Annotated in this window: 10 protein-coding genes; 2 read left to right on the top strand and 8 right to left on the bottom strand. The window is 72.5% G+C overall.

Annotated features, from left to right (window positions below; translation table 11 throughout):
* Window positions 1-121 precede the first annotated feature (121 nt).
* The 6 genes from hypF to ABD999_RS43135 form a co-directional block, all read right to left on the bottom strand.
* The gene (hypF, locus tag ABD999_RS43110) at window positions 122-2,440 is read right to left on the bottom strand and encodes a carbamoyltransferase HypF (protein ID WP_271278884.1); all 2,319 of its coding nucleotides are present in this window, start codon (window positions 2,438-2,440) and stop codon (window positions 122-124) included.
* Entirely contained in the window at window positions 2,437-3,105 is a 669-nt protein-coding gene (locus ABD999_RS43115; protein ID WP_219551577.1) for a D-sedoheptulose-7-phosphate isomerase, read from the bottom strand. The genes hypF and ABD999_RS43115 overlap by 4 nt, the downstream gene beginning before the upstream one ends.
* A complete protein-coding gene (locus ABD999_RS43120) occupies window positions 3,089-3,322 on the bottom strand; it encodes a HypC/HybG/HupF family hydrogenase formation chaperone (protein ID WP_271278883.1) in 234 nt (77 codons plus the stop codon). The genes ABD999_RS43115 and ABD999_RS43120 overlap by 17 nt, the downstream gene beginning before the upstream one ends.
* Entirely contained in the window at window positions 3,319-3,903 is a 585-nt protein-coding gene (locus tag ABD999_RS43125) for a D-sedoheptulose-7-phosphate isomerase (protein WP_148035815.1), read from the bottom strand. The genes ABD999_RS43120 and ABD999_RS43125 overlap by 4 nt, the downstream gene beginning before the upstream one ends.
* Window positions 3,896-4,294 (bottom strand): PadR family transcriptional regulator, encoded by a 399-nt coding sequence (locus tag ABD999_RS43130; RefSeq protein WP_271278882.1) that lies wholly within the window; start codon window positions 4,292-4,294, stop codon window positions 3,896-3,898. Before ABD999_RS43130 ends, ABD999_RS43125 begins: the two co-directional genes overlap by 8 nt.
* A gap of 165 nt (window positions 4,295-4,459) precedes the next feature.
* On the bottom strand, window positions 4,460-5,272 hold the full coding sequence (locus ABD999_RS43135; RefSeq protein WP_148035817.1) for an SAM-dependent methyltransferase: 813 nt from the start codon (window positions 5,270-5,272) through the stop codon (window positions 4,460-4,462).
* A gap of 128 nt (window positions 5,273-5,400) precedes the next feature.
* On the opposite strand from ABD999_RS43135, the gene ABD999_RS43140 reads away from it, so the two are divergent.
* Window positions 5,401-5,631, top strand: coding sequence for a hypothetical protein (locus tag ABD999_RS43140; protein WP_148035818.1), 231 nt, complete (start codon window positions 5,401-5,403; stop codon window positions 5,629-5,631).
* Complete coding sequence (locus ABD999_RS43145) at window positions 5,628-6,794, top strand: acyl-CoA dehydrogenase family protein (protein ID WP_271278881.1); 1,167 nt, start codon at window positions 5,628-5,630, stop codon at window positions 6,792-6,794. The genes ABD999_RS43140 and ABD999_RS43145 overlap by 4 nt, the downstream gene beginning before the upstream one ends.
* A 17-nt stretch (window positions 6,795-6,811) precedes the next feature.
* Here the strand turns inward: ABD999_RS43145 and ABD999_RS43150 are convergent, their stop codons facing one another.
* Window positions 6,812-7,285 (bottom strand): TspO/MBR family protein, encoded by a 474-nt coding sequence (locus tag ABD999_RS43150; protein ID WP_271278880.1) that lies wholly within the window; start codon window positions 7,283-7,285, stop codon window positions 6,812-6,814.
* Window positions 7,286-7,322: 37 nt separating this feature from the next.
* Window positions 7,323-9,182 carry an APC family permease gene (locus ABD999_RS43155; RefSeq protein WP_271278879.1) on the bottom strand — a complete coding sequence of 620 codons (1,860 nt, stop codon included), beginning with the start codon at window positions 9,180-9,182 and terminating at the stop codon, window positions 7,323-7,325.
* Window positions 9,183-9,509: the final 327 nt, after the last annotated feature.

The following is a 9,509-nucleotide window of genomic DNA, read 5'->3' on the forward strand; positions in this document are numbered from 1 at the left end:
CCTCCGCGATCGGCGGGCCGCGTGGGGACCCGCTCTGGAGGTTCGGCGGGAGAGCACCGCCGTACCTCCGGATATTAGGACAGAATCGGCCAGTACTCCAACGACCCCAGGATCGGGCCCCCTACCGGCTCAGGCGGTCGTGCGCGGCGGCGACGACCGCCTGGCCCAGCGCGATCCCGCCGTCGCCCGGCGGCACGCGTGAGTGCACCAGCACCTCGAACCGCTCCCCCTCCAGCCCGGACACCACCGCCTCCAGCAGGACGGTGTTCTGGAAGACCCCACCGGACAGCGCCACCGTCCGCAGCCCGGCCCGTTCACCCACCACGCACACCGCCCGGACGACCACCGCGGCCAGCCCCCGATGGAACCGCGCCGCCACCCGCCCCACGTCCACCCCGCCCATGACGTCCTCGACCACCCCCCTGACCAGGTCGCCCCCAGCGATCACCACCCGCTCCCCCTCGACCAGCCCCGCCGGGTACGCGCCTCGCTCGGCAGGGTCCACCCGGGCTTCCAGTTCGGCCGCCGCCTGGCCCTCGTAGCTGATCGTGTCGCGGACGCCCGCGAGGGCCGCGACCGCGTCGAAGAGCCGTCCCGCGCTGGACGTGGGCGGCGAGTTCGTCCCGGCCCGCGCCATCGCGACGATCATCGGCCACTGCTCGCGATGCCCGGCGACCACCGGCAGGACGGGCGACGCGTCACCGTGGACCCGGTCGAGCCAGGCCGCCGCCATCCGCCACGGCTGCCGGACCGCCGCCGCGCCGCCCGGCATCGGCACCGGCTCCAGGTGCCCCGCCCGCCGGTAGGAGAGGAGGTCGGCGACGAGCAGCTCACCACCCCACAGCGTGCCGTCGTCGCCCAGCCCGAGCCCGTCGAACGCCACCCCGATGACGGGACCGGCGTGGCCGTGCTCGGCGAGGCAGGAGGCGATGTGCGCGTGATGGTGCTGCACGCCCACCAGGTCCACGCCCTCCCGGTCCAGCGCGTACGACGTCGACAGGTACTCCGGGTGCAGGTCGTGCGCCACCACCGCCGGGCGCACCCCGAAGAGCCGGCAGAAATGCTCGACGCCTTCGGTGAACGAGCGCAAGGTCTCGTAGTTCTCCAGGTCGCCGATGTGCTGCGACAGGAAGGCCCGGGTGCCCCTGGCCACGCAGAAGGTGCTCTTCAGCTGGGCGCCGCACGCCAGCACCGGCCGGGGGAAGGGCCAGGGCACGCCGACGGGCGCCGGCGCGTACCCCCTGGATCGCCGTACGACCAGCTCCCGCCCGCGGAAGACCCGTACCAGCGAGTCGTCGGCGGGCACCTGGATCCGCCGGTCGTGCACGAGGAACCCGTCGGCCACGCCGCGCAGCCGCCGCAGCGCGTCCTCGTCGCGGTGCGCGATGGGCTCGTCCGACAGGTTGCCGCTGGTCAGCACGTACGGCGCGGCCAGCCGGTCGGCGAGCAGGTGGTGCAGCGGCGTGTACGGCAGCATCACCCCGAGGTCGCGGCCACCGGGCGCCACGCCGTCGGCCACCGGCGCGCCGGGCCGTCGCGGAGCCAGCACGATCGGCCTGCGCACGCCGGTGAGCAGCCGCTCAGCCGCGGGCTCCAGAAGCACCAGCTCCCCGGCCGCCGCCGCGTCCCGCGCCATCACGGCGAACGGCCTGCTCTCACGCCGCTTGCGGGCCCGGAGCACGGCCACGGCCGGCCCGTGCGCGGCCAGGACGGCGAGGTGGTAGCCGCCGAGCCCCTTGACCGCCACGACCCGCCCCTCCTCCAGCCACCGCGCCGCCACCTCGACCGGATCCCCGGGAACCGGCCCCCCGTCCGCGCCGAGCGCCCGCAGCGCCGGCCCGCACGCCGGGCAGCAGACCGGCTGCGCGTGGAAGCGCCGGTCGAGCGGATCCCGATACTCCCGTGCGCACGCGGCGCACATCGCGAAGTCGGCCATCGTCGTGGCACACCGGTCGTACGGCACGCCGCTGACGATGGTGAACCGAGGCCCGCAGTCCGTGCAGTTCGCGAACGCGTAACCATGACGGCGGTCGGCCGGATCGCGCACCTCCCCCAGACAGGCGTCACACGTCCCCACATCCGCCGAGACCAGCGCGAACTCACCACCCGCCAGATCACGAAGCCCGATCGTCACGCCGGCCCGGCGGCTGGGGACGATGTGGAAGCCGGTCTCCCCCTGGGGCTCGGCGGGTTCGACGGAGACGCGTTCGACCAGGGCGAGGGGCGGCGCCTGGCCGGTCAGCCCGGCCGTGAAGGCGTCCAGCATCGGCGGTTCGCCCTCGGCCTCGATGAACACCCCTCCGGGGTCGTTCCCCACGAACCCCGACAACCCGTGCGCCCCGGCCAGCCCGCACACGAACGGCCGGAACCCCACCCCCTGCACCAGCCCCTCGACCCGCACCCGGATCCGGCGCGCCCCCGTACCCGGCACGGACGTCACAGCTCGCCGGTCAGCGCCCGCTGGGCCAGCTCCCACAGCACGTGGCAGAGCGTGATCTGGGCCTCCTGGATGCGGTGCACCGACACCGACGGGACCACGAACAGGTGCGCGACGCGACCGTCCTGCGCCATCGGACCGCCGTCGTAGCCGACCAGCCCGACGGTCAGCAGGCCGCGCCGGGATGCCTCCCCCATGGCGTTGAGCACGTTGGCCGAGCCGCCGCTGGTCGACAGCCCCATGGCCACGTCACCGGGCCGTCCGAGCGCGGCCAGCTGGCGGGCGAACACGAGCTCGTACCCGACGTCGTTCGACAGCGCCGTGAGCAGCGCGACGTCCTGGGCGAGCGGCACCGCCGCGACCGCCCGCGCCGGGCTCGGAGGGTGGGCGAACAGCTGCACGACGGCCTGGGCGTCCGTGCTGCTGCCCCCGTTGCCGAAGGCGAACAGCCGCGCCCCCGCGTCGAACGCCGCCGCCATCTCCCGCGCGCACGCCACGAGACGCTCCGCGTGCAGGGCCACCAGCGACCGCCGCAGCTCGACGATCTCCGCGGCCTTCCTCCGGGTGGACTCGCGCAGATCGGCGAGGACCGCTTCCCGGTCGACCGGTCCCGGGGCGAGGAACGGGTAGAGGGCCTCGATGCCGCCGGGCTCACTGACCGTGCTCATGGGTCTCTCCTCCGTACGGGCGGACCGCGATGGCTTCCTTGGCGTGCACCAGCACGATGTCGCCGGGCCGCGCGTCCACCAGCGCCACGCTGACCTCCTCCGGCCCGGACTCCGTCTCCACCACGGCCAGCCCGTCCTCCAGCAGCCGCAGGACGCGCACCGGCACGGCGACGTCGGAGCAGGTCACGCAGACCCCGTCGCGGCACGGCTCCGTCATCGGGCCGCCTCCAGCTCGTAGAAGACGTGCACCAGCTCCCAGAGCACGTGGTACATCGTCACGTGCACCTCCTTGACGATCAGCGGGTCGGCGGAGCGGACGGCCAGCACGTGGTCCGCCTCGGCGCCCGCCTCGCCCCCGGTGAGCGCCACCGTGAGCAGCCCCAGCTCGCGCGCCGCCGCGAGACCGCCGCGCACGTTCGCGGACCCCGCGTCGGTGGAGAGACCGAGCGCGATGTCGCATGGCGACGCCAGCAGCCGGAGCTGCGCCGCGAAGATCCCGTCCAGGCCCTCGGTCAGCGCGATCCCCGTGGCCACGGCCATGTCGGTGGTCAGCGAGATCGCCGGCAGCGCGGGCTTGCCCACGATGACCGGGTGCGCGAACTCGACGGCGACGTGCTGGGCGTCGGCCACCGAACCGCCGTTGCCGAAGACCAGCAGCTTGCCGCCCATCCGGAAGCGCTCCGCCATCTCCTGGCAGGCGCGGACGATCCGGTCCGCGTCCTCCCCCATGGCGGCCGCCGGTCCCGTCCGCCGCTCGAACGCGGCGGCCACGGCGGTCGTCGCCGGGTCCTCACCCATGGCACTCCTCCTTCTCCGGTCCCGCCACCTGCTCGCGCGGGACCGCGTAGCCGCCGGGTTCCGGCGCGATCCGCGTCCACCTGTTCAGGCAGGTCTCCAGCAACCGGCGGACGTCGGCCAACCGGCCCATCCACGCCTCCAGCTCGGCCATGCCGCCGGTGGTCAGCTCGTACCGCCTGCGCGCCGGCCCCGCCTCGGAGGCGACCCAGGCGGAGGCCAGATGACCCGCGCGTTCGAGCGAGCGCAGCACGCGGTAGACCTGGCCGGGCTCCGCGTCGGCCGCCCCCAGGCGCGCCAGCCGCTCGATCAGGTCATATCCGTGACCCGGCCGCTCGCAGATGAGCAGGAGCAGGAAGGGCTGCAGGAGTCCGCGGACGTCGCTGCCCGACATGGCGTCTCCTGCCTCCCGACTCACCGGTCAGCAGGAGAGTAGGAAGCCGGAGAGCGGAACCGTCGGCGGCGCGTCCCGCACTTGTGGAAGTAATCGCCAGAAGTTGGCCCTACGCCTTCCCCATGGTGAAGGCGATCTCCAGCTCGACGGGGTCGTCCGGTGACGTCAGGGCTTGCGGGCGACTCCGCAGACGGCGCTCACCACGGTGGGCGGCTCGTCCCAGCGGTCCGGCGCGGGGCGCCATTCCGGTGTCGGCACCACGCCGGGCTCCACCAGTTCGAGGCCGGTGAAGAAGCGCGCGATCTCGTCGGGGGAGCGCAGCTGGTAGGAGTTGCGGGCGTTCTTGTTGTAGCCGGTGACCGCTTCCACGAGGGCGGGGTTGGTGTTGGTGCCGTCGCTCAGCGCCAGGTAGCTGCCGGGGGCGAGCGGCTCAAGCAGGCGGTCGACGATGCCGCGCGGGTCTTCGTCGTCGGTCACCTGCCCGGCGATGCTCAGCATCATGACCGCGACGGGCCGGCTGAAGTCGAGCGTCGCGGCGGCCCCGGCCAGGATCGCCTCGGGGTCGCGGACGTCCGCGTCGAGATAGTCGGTGGCGCCCTCGGGCGCGCTGGTGAGCAGCGCGCGGGCGTGCGCCAGCACGATCGGGTCGTTGTCCACGTACACGACCCGCGACTCGCGGGCGATACCCTGCGCGATCTCGTGCGTGTTGCCGGCGGTGGGCAGGCCGGTGCCGATGTCGAGGAACTGCCGGATCCCGGCCTCGCCCGCCAAGTAGCGGATCGCGCGGACCAGGAACTCCCGCTGCAGCCTGGCGACCATGGCGAAGTCGGGGAACAGCCTCAGCAGGGTCTCCCCGGCCTCGCGGTCGACGGGGAAGTGGTCCTTCCCGCCCAGCAGGAAGTCCCACACCCGCGCGGAGTGCGGGACAGTGGTGTCGACCCTGGACCAGGCCGACTCGGCGGCATCGCTGTCGCTCATCGTGACTTTCCGTTGGAAGGATCATGCCGGACCTTCCAGACGGTACAGCACCAAGCGCTCTTTCCTCATGGAGCTGGACTATCTACCGAGACCGTTTCGAAAGGGACTGGCGGGGCAGTCGGCGGCGTATGCGACTCATCGACCGCGCCGCCGTACGCAAGCTCGTCGACACGCAAGACCAGGACGCCGCTCTCGTTCTCGTACGAGGAGAATGCGTCGTCATGCCGGAGGAGCAGGCCGACCGGCAGGGCGGCCTGGTGCTCGCCCGCCGCCGCGAGGTGCGGCACGTGACCGATGACCACGACCTGGACTCGCTCGCCGCCCGTCTGGACACCCTGGCCAGGGACCTGGGCGCGTGAGAGGGGACGGCGTGCGGAACGGCGACTTCTACGACTACGCCGACCTGCTGGACAAGGAGGAGAAGCAGATCGTCCAGCGGGTGCGCGACTTCATGACCGAGAAGATCGCGCCCATCGCGGACGAGGCCTGGACCAAGGCGAGCTTCCCGCACCACGTGGTGCCGGAGATGGCCAAGCTGGACGTGGCGGGGCTCCAGCACCGGGGCGCGAGCAGCCTGCTGACCGGTTTCATCGTGCTGGAGATGAACCGGGTGGATCCGTCCATCGCGACGTTCTTCGGCGTGCACAGCGGTCTGGCCATGGGCAGCATCGCCGGGCTCGGCTCGGAGGAGCAGCGCGAGCGGTGGCTGCCGCGGATGGCCGCGATGGAGCAGATCGGCGCGTTCGCGCTGACCGAGCCGGAGGGCGGCTCCGACGTGGCCGCCGGGCTGCGCACCACGGCCAGGCGCGAGGGCGACACGTGGGTGCTCGACGGCGCCAAGCGCTGGATCGGCAACGCCACCTTCGCCGACCTGACCGTGGTCTGGGCGAAGGACGAGGCCGACGGCCAGGTGAAGGGCTTCGTGGTGGAGAAGGGCACGCCCGGCTTCGAAGCCACCAAGATCGAGAACAAGATCGCCCTCCGTACGGTCCAGAACGCGGACATCACGCTGACCGGTTGCCGCGTCCCCGAGGCCAACCGGCTGGCCGGGGCCCGCGGTTTCCGCGACACGTCCACGATCCTGCGGCAGACCAGGGGCGGGGTGGCCTGGCAGGCGGTGGGCTGCATGATGGGCGCCTACGAGCGGGCCCTGGAGTACGCCGGGGAGCGCGAGCAGTTCGGCCGCCCGATCGCGGCGTTCCAGCTCGTCCAGGACCTGCTGGTGCGGATGCTGGGCAACGTCACGAGCTCGCTCGGCATGGTGGTGCGGCTGGCGCAGTTGCAGGACGCGGGCGTCTACCGCGACGAGCACTCGGCCATGGCCAAGGCGTACTGCACGGCCCGGATGCGCGAGGCGGTCGGCTGGGGCCGGGAGATCATGGCCGGCAACGGGATCGTGCTCGACTACGGCATGGGCCGGTTCGTGGCCGACTCCGAGGCCATCTACTCGTACGAGGGGACGCGCGAGATCAACAGCCTGATCGTCGGCCGGGCGATCACCGGCCACGGCGCGTTCGTCTGACGGCCCAAGGACCGGGATCAGTTGAGCTGCCAGATGGCCAGGTTGAGCGCGCCGGCGTAGGTCACCCAGACCAGATAGGGCGCCATCAGCAGCGCCGCCGCCCGCTTGACCGGCCACATCAGCACGATGGTCGCCACGATGGCGATCCACAGCAGGCACAGCTCGGCGAAGGCCACGCCGTACCAGCCCGCGGCGAAGAACAACGGGGTCCACGCGGCGTTGAGCACGAGCTGCACCGCGTACGCGGTCAGCGCCCGCGACCAGCCGCGCGCCGTCCAGGCGAGCCAGCCCGCCACGGCGATCATGATGTACAGCACCGTCCAGACGGGCCCGAACAGCCACTGCGGCGGCGCCCAGGCGGGACGCTCCAGTGCCAGATACTCGGCCCCGGCGCCGGACGCGGCCAGCGACCCGATGACGGCGACCAGGGCCACGGCCACCAGGAAGACCGGCAGCGCGACCCAGCGGCGGGATTCGGTGGTGACGACCATGCGCTTCCCGTGCCCTGTGAACCGGCCGGTAACCCGTTCACGGGCGGAGGTGGAACGGGAGGAGGCAGACGACCACGTCCGACCGCTCCCGCAGGGCGGCGGCCAGCAGGAGGCCGCGCTGGTTGTGCAGGAACCGGTAGCGGAAGTGCCGGGGTTCCAGGATGGGGATGAGGACGACGGTCCAGCTCCCCGACTCGTCCACCTGGCGGATGTAGTCCAGCAGCGGGTGGATCACCGTGCGGGCGGGGTTGACGATGACCTCCAGCGGGACTCCGGGATCCCACCGGTCCCAGGCTTCGTGCAGCGCGCGCCGTGACTCCTCGGTGAAGCAGACCGACACGAGCACGATCTCCCCGCCGAGGGCCATGGCGGCGCTCACGCTCCGCTGCGTCGCGGCGTCGATCCCGCCGACGGGGATGATGATCTTCTTGCCGGGACGGTCGGCGGCGGGCGGCCGCGCGGGCCTGGCCGGCACGGCGCCGATCTCCAGCTCGGCCGCCACCTCTCCGTAGTAACGCTCGATCCGGGCGAACAGGAGGATGAGCAAGGGGATGACGATGGCGACCGCCCAGGCGCCCTCGGTGAACTTCGACACCAGCAGCACGAGGGCCGCCACGCAGGTGAGCACCGCCCCGGTCCCGTTGAGCAGCATGTCGCGGCGCCAGCGGGGCGGGCGCAGCCGGTGCCAGTGCTTGACCATGCCGCCCTGGCTCATGGTGAAACCGATGAAGACGCCGATGGCGAACATGGGGATGAGCCGCTGGGGGTCGCCGTCCACCGCGATCAGCAGGATGGCGGCCAGCAGGCCCGCCACCGCGACGCCGTACCGGTAGACGGGCCGTTCGGTGCGCAGCGCGAACAGCGAGGGCAGCCGCCTGTCCTTGGCCAGCAGACTCAGCAGCACCGGCAGGCCGCCGAAGCTGGTGTTGGCGGCCAGGCCCAGGCCGAGGGCGACCACGATGTTGGTGCCGTAGAACGCCCAGCCGGTCCCGTACGAGCCGGCCACGAGCTGGGCCAGGATGGTCACGCCCTCGCGGGGCACCACGTGGTCCCTGCGGATGAGCACGGCCAGGCCGATGAGCATGGTGGCGAGCAGCGCGCCGAGCATCAGTTCGGTGTGCTGGGCGCGCTTGACGCGGGGCTTGCGGAACATGGGCACGCCGTTGGCGATGGCCTCGATCCCGGTCAGCGAGGAGCATCCGGAGGAGAAGGCCCGCAGGATGAGCATCACGGTCAGCGCCTCGGTGGCGACGATCTGCTCCGTCGTCCCCACGGTGGCGGCGGGCCCGGACCGCGCCAGGCCGACCGCCACGACGCCGAGGACGGACACCACGAACAGGCTCATGGGCAGCATGAGGAACCGCGCGCTGTCGGACACCCCGAACAGGTTGATGACCGTCAGCAGCAGCACCCCGGCCAGGCAGGTCTCCACCAGGTACGGTCGCAGGACGGGGAACGCCGAGGCCAGGTTGGCGGCCGCGGCGGCGAGGCTGACCGCGATGGTCAGCACGTAGTCCACCACCAGGGCCGCGGCGGCCAGCAGGCCCGCCCGGCGGCCCAGCTCCGCCTTCGCGACCCCGTACGACCCGCCGCCGTCGGGGTGGGCGGCGATGACCTGCCTGTAGGAGAACACGAGGATCAGCAGCAGGACCGCGATGGCGATCGTGATCGGCAGCGTCAGCGCCACGGCGGCGGCCCCGGCCCCGGCCAGGACGAGCGCCGCGGCCTCCGGCCCGTAGGCGACCGAGCTGAGGGCGTCCAGCGACAGCGCCGACAGTCCTTGCAGGCTGGTCAGGTGCCGCTTGTCGCCCTCACCGTGGCGGAGTTGCAGCCGCCGCCCGCTGAGCGGCGACCGTCTGGTCTTGGCCGGGTCCTGCTGGTAGGGGACCGTCGTCATGTCGCACGCGCTTCCACTCCCTGGATCTCCCCCGGGGTCGTCGCCGGGCAGGCCAACGGCCGGTCAAAACGCGGTCCTGACCGGGGCCGCGGACGACGGCGATCCGGTCAGGGAAGACCTGACCGGATCGCCGGAGGAATGACGGGTGCGGAGAACGTGCTCAGGCGGCCTTGTACTCGGGGTAGCCGTAGCCGGCCACGTGGGACACGGGCCGGATGCGCTCCTCGACCTTGCCGTTGCCGGTGTTGCCCTCGATCGTGGTGATCGTGCCGTCGCCGTTGTCCTTCTTCACCAGGCCGACGTGGTCGACGGCGCTGATGTTCTTGC

The sequence above is a fragment of the Nonomuraea ferruginea genome (genome assembly GCF_039540635.1).
GTDB lineage: Bacteria > Actinomycetota > Actinomycetes > Streptosporangiales > Streptosporangiaceae > Nonomuraea > Nonomuraea ferruginea.